At 41.2% G+C, this 21611-nt stretch carries 12 protein-coding genes; 4 read left to right on the forward strand and 8 right to left on the reverse strand.

Annotated features, from left to right (window positions below; translation table 11 throughout):
- Positions 1-20: 20 nt before the first annotated feature.
- The 3 genes from DWZ47_RS07200 to DWZ47_RS07210 form a co-directional block, all read right to left on the reverse strand.
- Positions 21-1595 (reverse strand): fimbrillin family protein, encoded by a 1575-nt coding sequence (locus DWZ47_RS07200; RefSeq protein ID WP_117512673.1) that lies wholly within the window; start codon positions 1593-1595, stop codon positions 21-23.
- Positions 1596-1652: 57 nt separating this feature from the next.
- On the reverse strand, positions 1653-2672 hold the full coding sequence (locus DWZ47_RS07205) for a fimbrillin family protein (RefSeq protein WP_004324915.1): 1020 nt from the start codon (positions 2670-2672) through the stop codon (positions 1653-1655).
- A 325-nt stretch (positions 2673-2997) separates the two neighbouring features.
- Positions 2998-4176 (reverse strand): tyrosine-type recombinase/integrase, encoded by a 1179-nt coding sequence (locus tag DWZ47_RS07210; protein ID WP_004327456.1) that lies wholly within the window; start codon positions 4174-4176, stop codon positions 2998-3000.
- A gap of 424 nt (positions 4177-4600) precedes the next feature.
- On the opposite strand from DWZ47_RS07210, the gene DWZ47_RS07215 reads away from it, so the two are divergent.
- Both DWZ47_RS07215 and DWZ47_RS07220 read left to right on the forward strand, forming a co-directional pair.
- Positions 4601-7732, forward strand: a complete 3132-nt coding sequence (locus DWZ47_RS07215; protein WP_004324911.1) for a SusC/RagA family TonB-linked outer membrane protein — start codon at positions 4601-4603, stop codon at positions 7730-7732.
- A gap of 24 nt (positions 7733-7756) precedes the next feature.
- Complete coding sequence (locus DWZ47_RS07220) at positions 7757-9838, forward strand: RagB/SusD family nutrient uptake outer membrane protein (RefSeq protein WP_004301560.1); 2082 nt, start codon at positions 7757-7759, stop codon at positions 9836-9838.
- Between the two features lie 101 nt (positions 9839-9939).
- Here the strand turns inward: DWZ47_RS07220 and DWZ47_RS07225 are convergent, their stop codons facing one another.
- The 5 genes from DWZ47_RS07225 to DWZ47_RS07245 form a co-directional block, all read right to left on the reverse strand.
- Positions 9940-10626 (reverse strand): SGNH/GDSL hydrolase family protein, encoded by a 687-nt coding sequence (locus tag DWZ47_RS07225; protein ID WP_008650749.1) that lies wholly within the window; start codon positions 10624-10626, stop codon positions 9940-9942.
- 88 nt (positions 10627-10714) lie between these two features.
- Positions 10715-12100: a glycoside hydrolase family 28 protein gene (locus DWZ47_RS07230; RefSeq protein WP_182281619.1), complete on the reverse strand. Its 1386-nt coding sequence runs from the start codon at positions 12098-12100 to the stop codon at positions 10715-10717.
- 44 nt (positions 12101-12144) lie between these two features.
- The gene (locus DWZ47_RS07235) at positions 12145-12510 is read right to left on the reverse strand and encodes a hypothetical protein (RefSeq protein WP_004301557.1); all 366 of its coding nucleotides are present in this window, start codon (positions 12508-12510) and stop codon (positions 12145-12147) included.
- Positions 12511-12548: 38 nt separating this feature from the next.
- Positions 12549-14699 carry a beta-galactosidase gene (locus DWZ47_RS07240; RefSeq protein ID WP_117512675.1) on the reverse strand — a complete coding sequence of 717 codons (2151 nt, stop codon included), beginning with the start codon at positions 14697-14699 and terminating at the stop codon, positions 12549-12551.
- A gap of 31 nt (positions 14700-14730) precedes the next feature.
- The gene (locus tag DWZ47_RS07245; protein ID WP_182281620.1) at positions 14731-17088 is read right to left on the reverse strand and encodes a family 43 glycosylhydrolase; all 2358 of its coding nucleotides are present in this window, start codon (positions 17086-17088) and stop codon (positions 14731-14733) included.
- Positions 17089-17330: 242 nt separating this feature from the next.
- Here DWZ47_RS07245 and DWZ47_RS07250 point away from each other — a divergent pair, with 242 nt between their 5' ends.
- Positions 17331-20207, forward strand: a complete 2877-nt coding sequence (locus DWZ47_RS07250) for a sugar-binding domain-containing protein (RefSeq protein WP_117512676.1) — start codon at positions 17331-17333, stop codon at positions 20205-20207.
- Between the two features lie 128 nt (positions 20208-20335).
- Positions 20336-21574: a rhamnogalacturonan acetylesterase gene (locus tag DWZ47_RS07255; protein WP_117512677.1), complete on the forward strand. Its 1239-nt coding sequence runs from the start codon at positions 20336-20338 to the stop codon at positions 21572-21574.
- Positions 21575-21611 lie beyond the last annotated feature (37 nt).

Raw genomic sequence — 21611 nt, forward strand, 5'->3', positions numbered from 1 at the left:
TATAAGTCATCATAATGTTCTTAGAAAGCAAGCATCATACGGAATACTCCTGCAGTACTTCCAGCACTACGATAAGGAGTAGATATTCCACCGGAAACAAGATTGTGTTGATATACGACATACGAATTTCCCGGACGCTCATTTGAACTCCAATAACGGGAACCATTACCACCATTCTCTATGAGCTCCTCACCACCTGCAGCAGCTATCTTTGTATTGACAGTAGATACGACATCTACCAAGTCTGCTAATTCTCTTAGTGAAGGAAGAAACCACTCACAAGCACTGGCAGGCACAGGAACAGCAGTGCGATAAGCATTTATATAATTCAATGCGCCATCACATGCTAACGTTTTATTAGGAGAGTTTTCCATCAATACCGCATTGTTATAACCCAGTATCCCCGGAAGCGGGTCTCTTGTTTCTGAACTGATAAATTTACCCATCCAATCTTCATCAGTTGTAAACCAACTACCATAAAAGAAATCTCTTGAATTGGCAAACGGAGCAACCTTTGTTCCATTAACATCCGCATTATTCAAAGCAATCACCAGTCCATGTTTACAATTCGGATAATCCCGACGTAACGCATCATTATCCTCTGTATAAGAAGGATCGGCAGGAAGTGCTGACGGTTGAGGATTCCCCACATAGCACACAATACCAATTACATTATCGGGGACGGTTACCGCATCTTTACTTACAATTCTTCCATCAGCACAATAATAATCACCAACTGCCAATGTGAAGTCTATCTTATTAGGATCATTAATCGTATACTTTTTCGCTGTTCCATTTTCTAAAGAACCATCGGCAGTATATTCCATGTTCCTTACGCCTTCATAAGTACCTTTGATAGAGAAAGGCTTATTCGGATTTACAAGGAAACGGTAAGTATCCGTACTTTCCTGATAATAAGGGGTTACATCAACATCATTCAATGTAAACGAACCTACACCTGCGGGTAATGTATAGTCATCTATATTCGCATTGGTAAAATCATAAACGATTTCCGGCATTTGTATAACGGCAAGTGCCATCTGGTGCTTCATAGTGAAAGCTATTTTACCTTTCAGGCGGTCACCATCTACAGCCCCGATACTCGTCATCAGATCATACTTCGTATATTCCCCTTCACTCTGATCTGCTCCGACTTTCCAATTGTTCACATACGTCTCGAACGGGTTTGTCTTAGCCGGTTCAAAAGTAACATTCGGGTCATAAGGATAATAAGCATAGAAATTCATTCTCTGAAATTCAGAACCTTTGTATTCAATCTCATCACCACCGTCATCCAATGTCCAAATACCATCCTGCATGGTGAATTTACGGTTGTTGATTTCTCCTACTATTGCCTCATTTCTCACTGCAAAGACCCCTATTGCATCTCCTTCAACAAACTTTGTAGAGTAATCACTTTCAGTTGCACGTGTCTTGTTTGCATCCATATCCTGGAAACCACCATCGAGCACGCTGATTTGGAAGCTCTGTAAAGAGTCCATATTTTCTCCGCTCATTTCTTCATCCTGCGAACAAGACACAAAAATGGCTGTACCGACCAGGAGAAGCATTGATATGTAATTATATACTTTCATAAATCAGATTATATTTTTCGTTAGTATTTCATTTGTTTTTTTCGATATAGGATAAAATTAATTCCCAACAGGTGTAGGAATTATTTCCTCTTCCGTTATATTCCAAGAAGGATTAGTAGTCTCCGCATCAGTTCCGGCTACACTCGGATCGGATTCAATAGTTCCTCCATCCTCATTCTGCCATCCGACAATCTGCGTTTCTTCAGTAATAGTCAGCACAAACGGATTATCTTTATACTCGTTTGCTTGAATCGTATAATTATAAGAAACTCCCGGTTTTAATTCTTTCAAATTAGGAAAGTGAACTTCATAGTAATAACCATTCATTCCTGCCTGTATGTAGACCTCATTACCTACCGTTTGAGGAAGTAGAATTGCCTGTATCGTGTAATTATCAGCTGACCCCACTTTTGTCCATACTATATCATCGTCCACTGTAGCAGGTTCCCCAGTAACTGTTGTTTCTCCTGTGTTCGGATTAAACGTTCCTTTTGTCCTTAAATTAATAAGATAACATGTAATATCCGATAAAGTCACATTCTCACCTGCTGTGAAGGTAAGTTTAATACGGCTCATTACATGGTTGAATGCTAGTTTTACATTCGGAGTTTCGGCAGTTGCTTTTCCAGCTGCATAAAGGAAATCAATTTGCTCACGTGCAGCCGCTGTTGCTTGATTTTCACTATTAGTAGACACCTCGACAGCTATCGGTTCTTCTCCGGAAGTTCCTGTAAAAGGATAATAAGCCGTTACGTCATACTCTTGAGTTCCCAGAACCCAAATATTCTCTGCATATCCACTTTTTGCCGAAAACAGACTATTTTCACCACCAGTGTATTCATATTCAATATTTACTTGTCTGGAACCGCATGTAATTCCCACTAAGTCACCCATTTCCCAGCTCGTTTCCGTAGCTCTAGTTACAAGTTCACTTGCCTCTTGGTTATTAATCACTGCACTGAAGGAAACCTTCGCACCCGACTCTCCTGCAAACTTGATATCAGATTCTTTCACGTCATTACTGCACCCTGCCATGAGTAGCAAAGCCAAAGCAGCCGTTACATAGTTTATTTTCATACCATGTTTTTTAAAGTTAAACAAATATATTTTCATTATTAAATTCTCTATATGTTATAGGGAATAGCTCTCGGAATTCATCCTTCCCGATAGCAGTAAATAAGAGACAGTGTTTTCCATAGTTTATCATACTTCAAAATATTAAGTTAAACAAAAGTTAGATTTATATTTTGGAGTGAAAACATTGTATATCAATAGCTTATTAAATGACAGAAATTACCTTTAGACAATAATAGGGCAACCGTTGAGGATTATTCAACGGTCAAGAGGAATATGGAAACAGAAGAAGTATCTCACGATGATGGGGCACAAAGAAAGCAATGCTTTATAATAGCTGATCTAATATTTCTCTAAATACTTTATCAGCATGTTCCTGCATAATTTTAATATAATTGAATATAGGACGATTGTTTTTCATACTGTGCCCTATACAATACTCTATCTTTTCAATCTGGATTCCTAAATTGTATCCATGTTGTGCAAATGTTTTTCGAGCGGAATAGTAAGTCACCTTTTTATTTATCTCGGAAAGTCTCGTTACTTTATCTATATGTCGGAAGATTAAACTGTATATCTGTCTATAAGACGAATATTTCCCAAATTTCAAATATCCATCCCTAGCCAGATATTTATTTATGATAGCTTTTGCTTCGGATTGCAAGGTAAACACAATCTCATTCTCTCCTTTTTTACTATTACGTGTTTTATGACGCACGTACCGCATATAGTTTTTATCTTTGAAATTATATGCCAACAAGTCCCTTAGATTAATGCCACCTAAATAATAAGTAAGCATAAAAACATCCCTTACTATTGACAGAGTAGGCTTAAAAAGACGGACATCCCGTATTCTCTTTAATTCTTCGACGGATAAGTCAAGTTCTCGTACATTACTAACAGGCATTTTAAAAAAAATAAAAGGATGGATAGAGTAATTTACATAATTCATTTTTCCCGCATAATTCAATATTACTTTTAGTAGGGTCAAATAAATCCTGATAGTTGTATCTGTCAGATTCTCTTCGTGAAGAACTTTTGCGAATTCCTGTATATGGAGAGGGGTTAACTGGATTAAGGGAAAATCCCCTTTCATATACTTAATGAATCTTTCTGAAGCTATCTTATAAAGTTTGTAAGATTTCTCTCGTTCTTCTCCTTTCATGAAATCCATATATTCCTTCGCAACAGTTTGAAAAGTGATTCCTTTTTTTTTCTGTTCATAAGCTATAATATGGATTAGCTCAGTGCATGAGATTGCTGGCAAATAACTAATTGATGTAACAATCTCCTCATATTCATTTATTAGTTTTCGAAGGCATGCATTCATGTTTGTAGCATTTTCATGTCTTACTACTCTACCATTTTTTAACTGAGTAGCAGATTCTAAAATAAACTGCGTAGATATATATCTGGTTTTCGAATGATGTGCAACTGCTATCCTTATCCGATGCCTGCCATTTGATAGTTTTTTAGTTGGAACAATTACAATTGAAAAATTTGCCATATCTTTTTAGGTTTATAAATTACTATTTCTCATACAATAAAATAGAAACAAAAAGGTTCATAGCTATTGGTGGCTAATTAAAAAACGAACCCATAACATGGAATATCGTGCAAAAGACGGTATTTTCCATACATTTGTACGATTCTGCATTGCTATATTTTGATTTAGTCGTTATGTTTGCAACACTTTTTCACAGATAGAGTATGAAAAACTTCTTTAAAAAGAGAATCTAACTTTTGTTTAACTCTATAATAAAAACAAGATGTAAATATATTAATATCATATAATATATTACACTACTAAACATCTATAGAATAATACGTTATAAGAAATATCTATAAAGAAAAACAAAAAATCTTCAATAGAAGAAAAATCAACAATAAAAGATCTATAAACCAATATTTTATAACTTAATAATTAAAGTATGAAAAGCAACAAAAAAGGTAATCACCTGTACGCCTATAAGGATACTATCCGACGGCTATTTCTCCTCACTTTGTTTTCTTTTTTAATAGTAGAATCTTATGCCCAGAATAAGACAATTTCGGGCACAGTTACAGATTTCACCGGAGAACCGGTTATTGGTGCCAGTGTATTGGTTAATGGTACTACTAATGGTACAATTACTGATTTAAATGGCAAGTTTTCTCTTTCCAATGTGCCAATAAAAGGTACAATCACTATCACTTATATAGGATATAAAAAACAAGAAGTATCCGTAGCAGGAAATACCAACTTTAAAATTACTCTTCAAGAAGATACCGAGACCTTAGACGAAGTAGTAGTTGTAGGCTATGGAGTACAGAAAAAAAGTGACGTAACCGGTGCTATGGCTCGCGTAGGTGAAAAAGAACTGAAAGCAATGCCTGTAAGAAATGCGCTAGAAGGGATGCAAGGTAAAACAGCCGGTGTAGATATTACATCCAGTCAGCGTCCCGGAGAGGTGGGCAACATTAATATTCGTGGACAACGCTCTATTAATGCGGAACAGGGTCCACTGTATGTGGTAGACGGTATGGTAATTCAAAATGGAGGCATTGAAAATATCAATCCTTCCGACATTGAAGCTATTGACATTTTAAAAGATGCTTCAGCCACAGCTATTTATGGTTCACGTGGTGCCAACGGTGTGATTCTTGTAACTACCAAAAAAGGAAAAGAAGGTAAAGTGACCCTAAACTATTCCGGTACTGTCACTTTTGAAACGCTACACGATGTTACAGAAATGATGTCTGCCGCCGAATGGTTGGATTATGCCCGCTTAGCCAAATACAATGCAGGTTCTTATGCTTCTGCCACTCCAACTTATGAAGCCGATAAAGCTGCATTTGGTAGCGTAACTGCTTCATGGAAAAACATCGAAAAAGCATGGGTAAATGGAGTCTACGATCCATCTTTAGTAGGATCATATGACTGGGCTTCGCACGGTAAACAGACGGGGATCACTCACGAACATACCTTAAGTGCATCCGGAGGGTCTGACAAATTCCAAGGCTATGCCTCATTCGGTTATTTGGATCAGAAAGGTACACAACCAGGGCAAGCATATGAACGTTATACGTTAAAAACCTCATTTGATGTGACTCCTGTCAATTGGTTCAAAATGGGATCTTCAATTAATGCATCTTATTCCACTCAAGACTATGGATATAGTTTCTCCAAGTCTGTAACCGGTTCGGGTGATTTCTATAGCGCATTAAGAAGTATGATTCCGTGGACAGTACCTTATGACGAAAACGGTGAATATGTCCGTTATCCGAGTGGGGATGTAAATATCATCAACCCTATTCGTGAATTAGACTACAACACCAACCAACGCCGCACTTTCCGTGCTTCTGCCAGTTTGTATTCGCAAATTGATTTCGGTAAAATCTGGAAACCACTGGAAGGCTTATCTTATCGTCTTCAGTTTGGTCCTGAATTCCAATTCTACACTTTAGGAGTCGCTAATGCAGCAGATGGTATTAATGGAGATGGTAACAATGGCGCACAATACAAGAACGAACAAAAACGTGCATGGACATTGGATAACCTGATCTATTATAACAAAGCCCTGGGTCAACATAATTTAGGCATGACATTGATGCAATCCGCTTCTGCCTACCATTACGAGATGGGAGATATGAGAGCTACTAATGTAGCCTCATCAGATGAGCTCTGGTATAATATAGGATCTGCCGGTACACTAAACTCTTTTGGCACAGGTCTGACCGAGACTCAAATGGCATCTTATATGATTCGTCTAAACTATGGTTATAAAGATAAGTACTTATTGACAGCATCTATGCGTTGGGACGGCGCCTCTCAATTAGCCGAAGGGCACAAATGGGCAAGTTTCCCTTCTGCTGCTATCGCATGGAGAATGGATCAGGAAGATTTCCTGAAAGACATCAGTTGGCTGAATCAGTTGAAACTTCGTATAGGTATGGGTGTTACAGGTAATGCGGCAATCAAAGCATATGCAACTAAAGGCGCTATCACAGGCTTATACTATAACTGGGGACAGAATGAGTCATCCTTGGGCTATGTACCTTCAGATCCTTCACAGAAGGAACCCGCCAAAATGGCTAATCCAACTCTAGGCTGGGAAAGAACTACACAATACAATGTCGGTGTTGACTATGGTTTCTTTAATAACCGACTTACTGGTAGTATCGATGCATACAAAACGAAAACTGATGATTTGTTACTAGAAATGTCAATTCCTTCACTAACGGGTTATGTTTCTACTTATGCCAATGTAGGTAAAACATCCGGATATGGTATTGACCTACAAGTAAATGCAATACCTATACAAACAAAAGATTTTTCGTGGAGCACTACTTTAACATGGTCAATGGATAGAAACAGAATCGACGAATTGTCTAATGGTAGAACAGAAGATGTGAACAATAAATGGTTTGTCGGTGAGGAAATCGGTGTTTATTACGACTGGGTATATGATGGCATCTGGAAAACAGAAGAAGCCGAAGAAGCTGCCAAATACGGACGTAAACCGGGACAAATCAAAGTGAAAGATTTAAATAATGATGATACAATAGATGCCAATGACGATAAAAAAATTGTAGGTCACACACGTCCACGCTGGACAGGTGGATGGAGTAACACTTTCAGCTATAAGAATTTTGAGCTATCCTTCTTTATTTTATCACGTTGGGGATTTACTGTTCCACAGGGAGCTGTTACTCTTGACGGTCGCTATATGCAGCGTAAAATAGACTATTGGGTAGCCGGTACAAATGAGAATGCAAAATACTATTCACCCGGTTCCAACGGTGAAGGAGCCGATGCCTTTAACAGCGCAATGAACTATCAGGATGGCTCATACATCAAAGTTCGTAATATCTCATTGGGTTATAACTTTACCCCACAACAATTAAAGAACTTGGGTATCAATAATTTGAAGCTATATGTTCAAGCCATGAACCCATTCAATATCTATAAAGCATGTGACTTTTTGGATACAGACTTGGTAAATTATGACAATAATACCAAAACATTTGGTTCACCTACCACTTTGAAGAGTTTTGTAATAGGTGTCAACATCGGATTCTAATAAACAAATTAAAGTAAAGACATTATGAAATTAAATAGAATATTATTTGCTGCTTTAATAGCCAGCATAACAGGAAGCTCGATCACTTCGTGCAGTGAATCTTTCCTTGATGAGAATTTAACAACTCAATATAGTACCGACCGCTTTAAGACACAAGAAGGTCTTGATGAATTAGTGACTGGAGCCTATCAGAAACTGAAATTCAAATTCAACTATATATGGGGGATTCAGTGCTACAACATGGGAGTAGATGAATTTACTGATGCTAATAATGTTATTCCAGCATGGAATCACTATAGTCAAGATTTAAATTCATCTGAAAATGCCGCTAACCAACCTATCTGGGACAATTACTACGGACTGGTTGAACCCGCAAACATATTGATCCAAAACATACCTCAATATTATAACCAAAGTTCACCTACATACAACACACGCTTGGGAGAAGCACACTTTCTAAGAGCCTATGCTTATTTCGAATTAGTGAAGCAATTTGGTGGTGTGCCGTTGAAATTAGTTCCGTCTACAAGCGCGGAAACATATTTTACACGGAATTCTGCTGAAGAAATATACACACAGGTTATATCTGATTTTGGAGAAGCCTACAGACTACTTCCGGATAAAGGTGAATCAATCGGACGAATTAACAAATATGCTGCTGCCCATTTCCTTGCAAAAGCACATTTATTCCGTGCCTCCGAATTGTACAGCGATTGGAATAGTAATTATATAGCATCCGACCTCGATGCTGTTATTCAATATGGTTCGGAAGTTGTAGACGCACATCCGTTGTGTAATGATTATGTAGAACTTTGGGACTATGAACAGCCGAACGGAGCCAATGAAAAAGTAAGTGAAGTGATTCTAGCAGCTCAATTCTCTAATGATGAATCAACATGGGGACGTTATGGAAACCAGATGCATCTTTATTATCCGGCCGTATACCAAGGTAATGATATAGGTGGATGTAAACGTGACATCTCCGGAGGACGTGAATTCTCATACGTAAGTGCTACAGAGTATACCATGCAGGTATTTGACCGTGTCAATGACTCTCGTTTCTGGAAATCATTCATCACCTGTTATGGAGCCAACGAAACCAAAAGTGCTCCCACCTGGACAGCAGAAGATATGCCATACGCTCCGGCAGGTGTAAAAGAAGGTGACAAACGTTTCAGTGGAGGTGAACTCGGTATGAAATACATCGTGAATGACCCGGGAGACAATCGCTATGAGAAATATCCCAACGCTCCGGCATATACTGTTTTGAAAGATGGAAAAATGTGTAACACGTATACATATGTACGCTATTTCAAAGGACAGGAACACAGCTGGAATATAAATGAGAAAACAGGTAATTATTACGATATCATACCTCACAAGCGTTCAGTAGCTTTATCTAAATTCCGTGATGGTTATCGTGTTTCCATCGCATCTCAATTCGGTACTCGCGATGCTATCATCGCCCGTTCGGCAGATGATGTACTAATGGTTGCCGAAGCATATATTCGTAAAGGTGAAGCCAATTATGACAAAGCTGTCGAATGGATGAACAAACTACGTGAACGTGCCGGTTATAAAACTGGTGAAGACCGTAGTAAGAACGTAGATGGTGGACAAGCTTATAAGAATAATCCTTATTGTTCCGGGAAAGGAGGCGGTCACTCCTCCGAAGGTGCTATTTACTGGGAAGAAAACACCTATTATGAGTCAAACAATATCGAACAGGAGACTACTGCTTCTACCAAAACTACGATGAAATTAAATAGTGTGGCAGACGTTTATAACTCTACAGTCGACACTCCTATCTACAACGAACTGGGATGTACATCCAATGCTGACAAAATGATGTGCTTCCTATTAAATGAACGTACCCGTGAGCTTTGTGGCGAATTGCAACGCTGGGAAGATCTGGCACGTACCAAGACGTTAGACGCCCGCTGGCATAAATTCAACGACGGTGCCAGCAGAGGTCTTGGCGAATTCAAATCGGAGAAACATTACTATCGTCCGATCCCCCAAGCCTTCTTGGACGGTATCACCAATTCAAATGGTTCTGCACTAAGCAATGAAGAAAAGAAAGCAATGCAGAATCCGGGATATTAAGATAAACAACTAAACTTATTGCCACTTGGCACTCTTTGAAATAGTATTCCTAATCAAAGAGTAGCAAGTGGCAATATTATTTCTTATATTTCCGTTGTTTTTCACTTCGTCTTCCTCATAAACATCTTAATCTGTTCACTAATCTGCTCCATCCCCTTTATCGAAGGATGACCGCTCTTTTTGTCAATATCATGCAGTTCAATACAATCAATGTTATAGTGATTGCAGATAGCTCTGACTGATTCATTAAACTCTTCCTTTAAACCAGAGTTCAGCAGAAAGTAGATTTCAACATTAGGATAACGATCAATCATGTGGTCAAGCAGATATGCCATAGCCGGACGGAATGTATATAAATCTTCCTTGGTCCACCCTTCATACTTGTAATCCCCAAGCGGTGAGCCGGCCCAACAATCATTCGTTGCACCGAAAATAAAGATGATATCCGGACATCCCAGCTTATCCATACGGGTAATAAAAGAACGATCCGAATAATCAGCCTGATTATAACCGGTATTACAAATCGTTGCACCGGAAAAGGAGTTGTTGACACAAAGGCGGCAGTTATTCTCTTTGATGAATTTATGCCACCAGGTCTGCTTTACGGAAGTTACATCCGTTTGCTGTCGCGGAGAAACATAATACCAAATGCTATTGGTATCGGGTTGCAGGTATCCTTCAAATGTTGAATACGAATCGCCTAAAATAGATATAGATTTCAGGCTTTGAGCAAAGCTGATACTGCTATATAGAGTGATTAGCAGTAATAAATAAAAGGATTTCTTCATCTTAGCATAAAGTTTTCAATTTTGCTGCTAAGATACTACATTATACTAAAATTATAGCATGAAATTTTCTGCTACTTTCAGGAAAGGGTCATTTCCCTTTCCTATCATAAGTCACATTCTTTTCCACTACATTCTCTACATTATTCACTTTCTTCACGAACTCCTTTACCTCTCCTACTTTTACATCCCTAATCATTACATTCTTAGCCGGAAGTTTGGAGTTACCTTTCAGTTCGTAAATAGCATCTGCCGATTCACAAGTCACCTTATCCATATAAATACCATCAATACGAGTAATTCGTTCTTCATAAGTAGGTACCAGATCTTTCCATTGGTATAACACTTCGGTATCTATTTCGAGTACACGTTGAGCCGTTCCTGCCTTTACATTCTTCATATAAACATTCTCTATAAATCCACCTCTGCGATGATTGGTCTTCACAAAAAAAAGGCGCATCACAGAATTCGGAGCAGTGCAGTCATGCATATAAATATTCCGTATTCCTCCCGATATTTCACTTCCGATACCAAGTAAAGTATGTCCTTTTAGAATCTGACAATTACGGATAACGATGTTTTCACAAGGAGTATTCAACCGCCAAGCATCCTGATTACGTCCGGCTTTAATCACTACTGCATCATCCCCCTGATCGAAAGAGCAATCTTCCACTAAAAAGTTACGGCTCATTTCAAAATCAATACCGTCATTATTATGTCCATGTGCTTTTACATCGAGATTACGCACTAATCCCCCGTCACACATATAGAGATGAATGGTCCAAAACGGACTTTCACGAATCTTAAACCCATCCAATAAAACATTCTTGCAACGATTGAAATGAATCAAGTGCGGACGAAGATGATTCTCTCCTACTGCCATTTGACGTTCAATAACAGGAACATCGGTCGAAGCTTTCGTATATAACTCTTTCAATGCCTCCAAATGAGGTTGAGGACGTTTGAACCATACTTTCCAGGTATCCATCTTCGGCTGAAGAGTCCCTTTACCTGTAATCGCCACGTTCTCACATTCAAAAGCATAGAGCAATGGCGAATAATTATAACATTCCAAGCCTTCCCATGAAGTCATCACTGCCGGAAGATAATCAGAAGGATTATCCGTAAAATACAAAACCGCATTCTCCTCCAAATAAAGATTCACATTACTTTTAAAATGAATGGGGCCGGTCAGCCATGTACCTGCCGGAACAACAACACGTCCGCCACCGGATTGGTTACACGCTTCAATAGCACTAGTAATTGCTTTTGTATTATCTACTCTTCCTCCATTGACGGCACCGAAGTCTGTAATTATAAAGTCCTTATCAGGATAGATAAACACTTTAATAGGTTGCATCGGAAAAGGAGCGGTTACTTTAAGCACTTCATAGTTGCCATTTTTCGAAGTAAAAGAAGCGGCTAACAAATAAAAACAGGTACAAGTTATTAAACTTAGAAAATATCTTTTAATCATATCATTACTCTATTATCCAACATACCAAGATAAAACATTCTTAGTTATTTCACACTCTGAAAATCGGGAATTCGTTTCACATTAGCGCCTTTCATTACTCCCTTCTTTATTGCTTCATTTGTGGCTGTAATTTCTTGTTTTACTTTCTTATAATAATCTTTTGTTAGCCCATTGGCTATGGCATCTGACTCTGTTGCCGCCCAGAAATATTGATAATCTGTCAATATCAGATCCGGTGCCACTTTTGCGAAAAAAACAGAATCTCCTTCAAATTTTTCACGCAAATCTCCTAAATAAATAGTATCCGCCGGATTTATTTTCTTATCATTTTGAGATTTATTACTCGAATTACCAACACAAGAAGCAATTAATATTCCTCCAATCAAAAAACAATAGTTCAACAGTCTCATAATAAATAATTTAATTGTAACATAATTCTTTTCAACACTTATTTCACTGAAAACACCAATACACCCGCTGTAGGAATCTCTGTAGTCCCGATCAATGCTTTGGCTCCCTTCGATAAGTTGAAGGTATAAGGCTGATCTGAATAGTTTAATACAATTCCTAACCCATTCCGGTATTCCATTGTCACGCCATAAGGCAAATCCATTACCGGGATATTCAGTTGTGCATATAGCTTTTTCAATATATCTTTTTCCAATGCTCCGTTGTGGCTGTCCACTCCAACATAAGTAATCGTACCTTTCCCCAGTTTGCGGAAAGTCACAGCCGGACTTCCTTCATAGAATTCGTTCTTATAAGTAGCCCATATTTGAGCATCTGCCGGAGGATTCAGAATCTCTCCCCATGTATTCCAGGCATACTCTTTTCCGTTCATAACAACAGTACCGGGATCTTCGGGAAGAAGCAAATCATAAAAGTTCATTTCATTTCCGGTCAGCGGAGTAATCATAGAGCCAAAAGGAGCCTCCGGAAGACGGCCATAACGATCCTTCTGTGCCGTACGACAAGTAAGAATAAGGTTTCCGCCATTCTTCACATAAGAAATCCATTTGTCCACCAGTTCTTTATCAGCTAATTGATAAGCTGGCGCAATGACGACCGGATAATCGGACAAGTTCTTGGCTTCTGATATAAAATCGACAGGTGCTCCGAATGATTTTAAGGTACGGTAATACTTTTCAATATGTGCAAAAGTATCCCATGTCCGATTCTGCTTCTGCCGCTCGATACTCCAGGAATTTTCATGATTGAAAAGAATTGCAGTACGACGGGCAAGGTAATCGGCAGGTTTGGTTTCACGGGAAGAGCTATGTTTACGAAGTTCACGAATCTCCTTTATAAATGTCTCATATTCTCTTCCGCCGGGAGTAACAGTCACTCCGTCCGTGCCGACAATTCCGTAATGATATTGTTCCGTGCCGTAAAGAGGCTGGCGATAACGATAGGTGCAGATAAAATCACTTCCACCGGCAAACACACTCCACATCCACAGACGAACTGCGCCCGGAAGAGGTTGGGGATTGATACTGCCCCAGTTCACCTGTCCCGGCTGTAATTCCATCACACCATAAGTTCCCTGTATCGGACGGAAAAAGTCATTTGCCCAAGCTATCCGCAACGGATTACCTACCCGGTAGCCTCGACGACCAATCCCCTCATTATCACCATATACCATATAACGGGTATAACTTTGAAAATCAAGCGAGGGGCTACCACCGATGTGACCTTCATCATAATTCGGTATATAATTCGTAGTCACCCATTGGTTCTTTGCATATTTCTTTATCAACAGACATTGTTCGTTCAGGAAATCATTGGTTTGTGATGCAGCAAAACGACGATAATCCAAAATTTGATGATGATTCATGAACATCTGTACGCGCTTGGGAAGCGTTATTTCATCAAAGGACGAATAAGCCTCACTCCAGAAAGCAGTTCCCCATGCATTATTTAAAAGTTGAATGTCATTATTATATTTGGCACGAAGAAAATCACGGAAAGCAAGCTCCGCTTTCGGATTATAATCAAACTGTACAGCAGGTTCGTTGTCGAGTTGCCATCCGATAATACGGGAGTCATTGCCATAGTGCTGCGCCAGTTTTTCAATCATCTTGTATGATAATTCCCTGTAAAGAGGCGAAGCAAATGAAGCATGTTGGCGAGCACCGTGGTCAAGTATCGTTCCATCCTCATTCTTCAATAGAATTTCGGGATATTTCCGGCTCATCCATACAGGAGGAGTAGCAGTAGAAGTACACATGATAACTTTCAAATCATACTTGGCTGCCAAAGCTACAGCTCTGTCCAGCCAGGCAAAATCATAGCGCCCCTCTTCCGGTTCCAGTTGCGCCCAGGCAAACTCGGCAAAATGGGTAAATTCAAATCCCAGTTCATGCATTTTCTTGAAGTCACGTTCCCACTGGCTCTCATCCCAGTGTTCGGGATAATAATAGACACCCGTCAAAGTCAGGTCTTTATCATCAAACCAGGGAGAAGTTTCAATTACAGTCTTTTGAGCTTGCTTCTGTTGAGTTCCGGTTGCCAGTCTCTCTGCTGCCTGTATTCCAGTAGAAACGGTTAATAGACCGGCACAGAAAATAGCCAGAATTTTACTTTTTACCATATACTTCATAAATTCGATTGATTATTAGCGTTATAAAACGTTATTCATATATTTTCCATTCCCACAAACCGGCATCTCCCCTGCGAATATGAAGACGGAGATAACGTGTCTCTCCTATCTCCCTAGCAATGTGTGGAGAGCATACTTGCACTTTGCCTTGTTCGGCACATGTCTGCCAATGTTTTCCGTCGATAGACTTCTCCAGTCGCCAGGTATGTCCTTCAGTGGGACGGGTAAAATAGAACTGGCACTCCCCGACCTTACGGATTTCCTTTAAATCGACTGTAATAAACGGACTGCTATCCGTATCAGCCGCCATCCAACGAGTTCCATTCGATTCGTCAGCTACATGGGCAGCCTGATAAGTATGCGTGCGGGTATAGCTCTTCACCGAACCTTTTTCGGGCAATGGTTGATTGGGTTGCGTTTCGATATTGACCACGGAAGTACGGGGAGATTTCTCACTGGAAGCATAAAAATGCGACTGTAATGCCAGATTCGGCCGGGTCTCTTGGGAAGCAGCCAGATAACCTACACCACGCATATCGGGGATTAATGTCTTTATCGTTCCATCGTCATTAAATTCCATCCGGTTAGCATACACTTGACGGGTAGTTCCGCCATCTCCGTATTCCAGATAGAGAAAAATATATTCATCCGTTCCCTCGTCATAAAACACGTTGCCATGTCCCGGTCCCCACACTTGATTTTCAGGAGAAGAGAATAAAAAAATGTCGTTCCCCTCCGGCTTTACAAAACCCGTCAAAGGAGACTCGCGACTCATCATATAAGCATTGACATAATTCTGATGACCACTCAACGTATAAATATAGTAATAGATACCTTTACGCTTAAACATCACCGGACCTTCGGAATATCCCTGGCGGACTGTTGCCAGAGTTACCGGCTCACCTTCCAGATGAAGCCTGTCCGCAGAAAGCCGTCCCGCATTCCGGCGACGCCAGAAAATATATCCTGAACCGTCGTCATCAATAAAAGGTTCTCCGTCAATATCATCAACGACAGCCGGGCTATCTGTTCCTTCTTCTCCGGGAGGCAAAAGCCCCTGTCCCTCAGTAAAATGGAAAGGACCGTCCGGGCGATCAGCTATGAGCACATAAGTTCCCATCTTGTCATCCGGTTTCACAAACGTAACGTATAAATAAAACTTGCCGTCCTGCTCAATCACTTTTCCAGGCGCCCAATACCGGAAATAACCCTTTTTCTTTTCACCTTTATCATTCGTGTAGTCATATCCTTTCGACCAATCGAACCCGCTGATATGGGAGCCTTCGAAACTCCAGTTCACAAAGTCTTTCGATTTCCATACGACAGGAGTTCCGGCACGTCCAAGTCCGTAATCCAGATCGGTAGTGCCATAAAGATAATAGGTATCACCAAATTTGGAGACAGACGGGTCCGCCAGATTATCGGGAATAAGCGGATTATAGTTCCGGTCGGCAATCAGTGCCTCTACAATGGAGGCATCCACTGCAAACGCCGTTCCATGACGAATCCCCCTCGGAAAAAAGACCTGATCGGACACATCTTCCCATGTTTCACCATAGTCCAAAGAACGAACAGCTCCATAACGATGGTCACGGTATTTATCAAAATAGACATAAAGCGTATCACCTACAAAAAGAGGAGCCGGACCTTCCGCCCAATATTTTCCTGTAATAGGTGCCGATACTTTGGTCGGGAATCCTTTTTCTATCTTCTTTGTACGCGTCACACGCAAATTCTTTTCCGGCGGATTGGAATTTTCATTCTTGACTACCATTATCAAGTCTTCCCGCTTCGGGTCTTTCACAATAGCGGCATCAATCACACTGAAATCTGGATTGAAGAACATCTTCGTCTTTGAGAAAGTACGAAAATCCTTCGTCGTTACATAATAAATACGATGATTCAGTCCCTTCTCACTTTCACTGGTAGCCACTTCTTTGTGACGGCCGGGAATCGTAGTTGCCCAAAAGATATAATAGGTTTGTGAAGGTTCATCATAAAACAGTTCGGGAGCCCAACAGTTATGTGCATCCGGCTCGTGCATCATCACAGGGATTGCTTGTTGCTCACTCCAATGAACCAAATCGCGTGAAGAGGCATATCCGATAATCCGGTCCGTCCAACTGGAAGTCCAGACCATGTGAAAAGTTCCGTCCGGCGACTGGCAAATGCTGGGGTCACGCATTAATTTATCTTTACCAACCGTAGGGGTAAGATAAGAACGTCCGCCATGTAAAGGCAGCCAGTTCAATCCATCATAACTATATGCTAAATGCAATCCGTCTTTACTGTCATTGATAAAATAAGAAAAGAGGTAAGCTGTCTCACCGGCAAAGACTGTCATCACCGACCAAAGACTTAGAGCTATCCAGATTACTACTTTTTTCATGGTTCCTTATTAAGATTAAAAAGTTTACCTTGCAAAGATAAGGCATCTCCGCCCCTCCTCAAAGATAAAGAGCATGGACAATATTTCAAATCCATGTAGTTTTGTACACGAACGCTTTTAGATGTCCATTTTGATACAATATTCTATGTATCTGTACATCTTTCTATTTACTAAACCCTTAAAAAGCTCTACTTTAGCGGCAGATTTTAAAAAGAATGAAAAACATATCAACTCTATATATCATGAAACGACTTTTAGTAAGTATTGCTATCGTATTTATCTCCATACTGACCGTAGCGGGACAAAATCACTCTTTCAGTTTATCCGGCAAATGGAATTTCCAGATAGACCGGGAAGATACCGGCGTCAAGGAACAATGGTTCAAAAAATCCCTCGACGATTCTATCAACCTACCCGGCTCCATGCCCGAAAAATTGAAAGGAGATGAAGTGACCGTCCGTACCCAATGGACCGGAAGCCTCTACGACAGTTCTTACTACTTCAACCCATATATGGAAAAATACAGGATAGAGGGACAAGTAAAGCTACCCTTCTTTCTGACTCCCGACAAACATTATGTAGGTGTGGCCTGGTATCAAAAGAAAGTGACAATTCCGGCTGACTGGAAAGGAGAAAGAATCACTCTTTTTCTGGAACGTCCGCACATCGAAACTACTGTATGGGTAAATCAGCAGGAGCTTGGTATGCAAAACAGTCTTTGTGTTCCCCATGTCTATGACCTGACTGCTGCAACCACCCCCGGAAAAACGTACCTGATTACCATCCGTATCGATAATAGAATCAAAGAAATCAACGTAGGTCCAGATTCTCACAGCATCACCGACCAGACACAAGGTAACTGGAACGGTATCGTCGGACGAATCGAATTACAAGCTACTCCCAAAGTCCATTTAGAAGACATTCAGGTATATCCCGATTTGAGCAATCAGAAAGCGCTGGTTCGCATGAATATACGGTCTGCTTCTTCCACCAAGGGAGAGATCACCCTTTCCGCTGCGAGCTTTAACACGGACATTCAGCACAAAGTGGCTCCCGTACATCAAAGTTTCAACATCCGTCCGGGAGATAATCCGGTGGAAATGGAACTTCCGATGGGAAAAGAGTTTCTGACGTGGGATGAATTCAGTCCGGCACTTTATAAACTGACGGCAAAATTGACCAACGGCAAGCAAACTGACACGCAACAAGTACAGTTCGGTATGCGTGATTTCAAGATAGAAGGGAAATGGTTCTATGTAAATGGCCGCAAAACGATGCTTCGCGGTACGGTGGAAAACTGTGACTTCCCATTGACAGGCTATGCGCCGATGGATGTAGCTTCCTGGGAACGGGTGTTCCGCATTTGTCGTAACTATGGTCTGAATCACATGCGCTTCCACTCTTTCTGTCCGCCGGAAGCAGCTTTCATCGCTGCCGATCTGGTCGGTTTCTATCTGCAACCGGAAGGACCGAGCTGGCCGAACCACGGTCCGAGACTGGGTAACGGACAACCGATTGACAAATACCTGATGGACGAAACCATTGCACTGACCAAGGAATATGGGAATTACGCTTCTTACTGCATGCTGGCTTGCGGCAATGAGCCTTCCGGTCGTTGGGTGGCATGGGTCAGCAAGTTCGTGGATTATTGGAAAGCAACCGATCCACGTCGTGTATACACAGGAGCCTCCGTTGGAAACAGCTGGCAATGGCAACCTCACAATGAGTATCATGTGAAAGCCGGCGCACGCGGACTTAGTTGGGCAGGTGCGCAACCGGAAAGTGAATCGGATTATCGTGCAAGAATCGACACGGTGAAACAACCGTATGTATCACACGAAACAGGTCAATGGTGCGTATTCCCGAATTTCAATGAGATCCGTAAATATACCGGAGTCAACAAAGCGAAGAACTTTGAAATCTTCCGGGATATTCTGAACGATAACCACATGGGAAGCCAGAGTCACGACTTTATGATGGCTTCGGGCAAATTGCAGGCACTCTGCTACAAACATGAGATTGAAAAAACCTTGCGTACTCCGGACTATGCGGGATTCCAGTTGCTGGCTCTCAATGATTATTCCGGTCAGGGAACTGCATTAGTCGGTGTACTGGACGTGTTCTTTGAAGAAAAAGGATATATCAACGCAGAACAGTTCAGACGCTTTTGCAGTCCGACCGTACCTTTGGCGCGTATTCCTAAATTTGTATATGCCAACAATGAAACATTCCATGCTGACATTGAAGTATCTCATTTCGGAGCTGCTCCCTTGAAAAGTGCAAAAACAGTATATACCATTAAGGATAAATTCGGAAAAGTATATGCTCATGGAACTGTCGGCACCCATCACATTCCCATCGGAAATCTTTATTCTCTGGGTAGTGTAGATATGACTCTGGAAGGAATCGATACACCGCAGAAACTAAATCTGGAAGTACGTATCGAAGGCTGTGATGCCGTAAACGACTGGGATTTCTGGGTATATCCGGCACAAGTGGAACTGGTACAAGGAACAGTATATACCACCGACACCTTGGACGCCAAGGCATTGGCTGTGTTACAAGACGGAGGAAATGTGCTGATTACGGCTGCCGGAAAGATACAATACGGCAAAGAAGTCAAACAATACTTCACTCCCGTATTCTGGAATACTTCCTGGTTCAAGATGCGTCCGCCGCACACAACCGGTATTTTCCTGAATGAATATCACCCTCTTTTCCGCGAATTCCCTACCGAGTATCATAGCAACCTGCAATGGTGGGAACTGCTGAACAAAGCGCAGGTGATGCAATTCACCGACTTCCCGGCAACATTCCAGCCAACGGTTCAAAGTATTGATACTTGGTTTATCAGCCGGAAAATCGGCATGTTGTTCGAAGCAAAGGTATTGAACGGTAAATTGATGATGACCAGTATGGACATTACTTCCCAACCGGAAAAACGAATCGTTGCCCGCCAGATGCACAAAGCAATCCTGAATTATATGAATTCGGATGCTTTCCGTCCGGCAGACAAGATAGCTCCGGAGCTGATACAAGCATTATTCACCAAAGTGGCGGGAGATGTGAAATCTTATACCAAAGATTCTCCTGACGAGCTCAAACCGAAAATTAACTAAATGGGAATTATCAGGCACGAATTACACGGATTACGCTGTTGCTTTATAAAAGCGTAATTCTAAAAACCGTGAAATCCGTGTAATCCGTGCCTAAATTCCATAAACAATATACATTAATATCATTTTACATGAAAACTACAATCATAGGCTTGCTACTCTTGGCAACGGCAAGTGTCAATGCACAGGAGAAAGCCCAAACATACCAGTTGGCAGATGCTCCCCGCTACAGTGAGGAGACGGGATATGGATATGATCTCGTCGCTACTCCCGAAAAAGGCAGCAAGGCACCCTTCTTCTTTTCTGTCCGCGTGCCGGACGGTAACTATCAAGTAACCGTTCGCCTGGGAAGCAAGAGACAGGCAGGGGTGACAACAGTAAGAGGCGAATCACGCCGACTGTTCATTGATAACCTCGCTACTAAAAAGGGACAATTCGTAGATGAAACATTTATCATCAACAAACGCAATCCCCGCATTTCCGAAAAAGAATCCGTACGTATCAAACCCCGCGAAAAAGCCAAACTGAACTGGGACGATAAACTGACGCTGGAATTTAACGGCGATGCACCCGTATGCCAGAGTATCAGCATCGAGCCTGCCGATCCGTCAGTGATTACCGTTTTTCTATGCGGTAACAGTACCGTAGTCGACCAGGATAACGAGCCATGGGCAAGCTGGGGACAAATGATACCTCATTTTTTCGGTACGGACGTTTGTATCGCCAATTATGCGGAATCGGGCGAATCAGCCAATACGTTTATTGCCGCAGGACGTTTGAAAAAAGCATTGAGCCAGATAAAGAAAGGAGATTATCTTTTCATGGAATTCGGGCATAACGACCAAAAGCAAAAAGGGCCGGGCAAAGGAGCTTATTACTCTTTTATGACCAGCCTGAAAACATTTATTGATGAAGCCCGTGCACGGGGAGCATACCCCGTATTGGTCACTCCCACCCAACGCCGGAGTTTCGACGCAACCGGACATATCCGTGACACACACGAAGATTATCCGGAAGCCATGCGCTGGCTGGCAGCTAAAGAAAATGTTCCGTTGATCGACCTCAACGAAATGACCCGTACGCTTTATGAAGCTTTGGGAACAGAAACGTCGAAACGTGCTTTCGTACACTATCCGGCAGGCACTTATCCGGGACAGACCAAAGCTTTTGAGGATAACACCCACTTCAATCCATACGGAGCCTATCAAATAGCCCAATGTGTGATTGAAGGAATGAAGAAAGCCGTACCGGAACTGGCTAAACACCTGAAAATAGACCCGTCCTATAATCCGGCACAGCCGGACGATGTAAATGGTTTCCACTGGAACGAATCACCATTCACGGAAATTGAAAAACCGGACGGAAATTAAGAGATAAGTAGTAGGTATTAAGTATTAAGAATCAGGC

This window comes from Bacteroides sp. AF32-8BH, from assembly GCF_003435205.1.
Lineage (GTDB): Bacteria > Bacteroidota > Bacteroidia > Bacteroidales > Bacteroidaceae > Bacteroides > Bacteroides ovatus.